This window comes from Burkholderia sp. FL-7-2-10-S1-D7 (genome assembly GCF_001524185.1).
Lineage (GTDB): Bacteria > Pseudomonadota > Gammaproteobacteria > Burkholderiales > Burkholderiaceae > Burkholderia > Burkholderia diffusa.
The window spans coordinates 1-891 of the sequence record NZ_LOWY01000020.1; the positions used below are offsets into that span (position 1 = coordinate 1).

The window sequence follows — 891 nt, forward strand, 5'->3', positions numbered from 1 at the left end:
GGGGCTGTTAACTTTCGCGACGAGCTGTTAACCTCAGGCATCGGAACAACCGAGACTGAGGAGATGGGCAAGCCGATCATCGACGACGAGTTGTGGACACTGATCGAGCCGTTACTGCCGCCATCCAAGCCACGGCGCAAGAAGAACCCGGGCCGCCTGCCGGTTTCGAACCGCGCCGCGCTGACCGGCATCTTGTTCGTTCTCAAGACCGGACTGCGCTGGCGCGATCTGCCTGCCGAGATGGGTTGCGGCTCGGGCGTGACATGTTGGCGACGGCTACGCGACTGGCAGGTTGCCGGCGTGTGGGACCGCTTGCACGAGCTGCTGCTCGCGAAGCTGCGAGCAGCAGACCAGATCGACTTCTCTCGAGCTGCTGTCGATTCATCATCGATTCGCGCCGTTGGGGCAGGCCAAAAACTGGGCCAAACCCTACCGATCGCGCGCGACCCGGTTCCAAGCACCACATCGTCACCGACGCCAACGGCACGCCGCTCGCCGCGATCCTGACCGGCGCGAACGTCAACGACGTCACGCAATTGCTGCCGCTGATCGACGCGATTCCGCCGATTCGCGGTTTGCGCGGCCACCCGCTGCACAGACCGCGTGTGGTCTACGCCGATCGCGGATACGACTCCGAGCTACATCGACGCGCGTTGCGCAATCGCGGTATCGAGCCGGTGATCGCCAAGCGCCGTACCGAACACGGCAGCGGCCTTGGCAAATATCGCTGGGTCGTGGAACGCACGCATGCCTGGCTGCATCACTTCCGTCGTCTCCGTATTCGTTTCGAGCGCCGTGCTGACATTCACGGCGCGTTCCTAAAACTCGGTTGCTGCCTGATCTGCTGGAATACCCTCCGGCGCGCCGAACAGCCTTTATGAAACCGTCTCT

General features: G+C 63.0%; 1 protein-coding gene. It reads left to right on the forward strand.

All coding sequences use genetic code 11. The features are described 5' to 3' along the window. Positions 1-63 precede the first annotated feature (63 nt). A protein-coding gene (locus tag WS75_RS31845; protein WP_156429753.1) for an IS5 family transposase occupies positions 64-881 on the forward strand; the annotation gives its coding sequence in 2 pieces (ribosomal slippage) (positions 64-412 and positions 412-881; 819 coding nt in all). Positions 882-891: the final 10 nt, after the last annotated feature.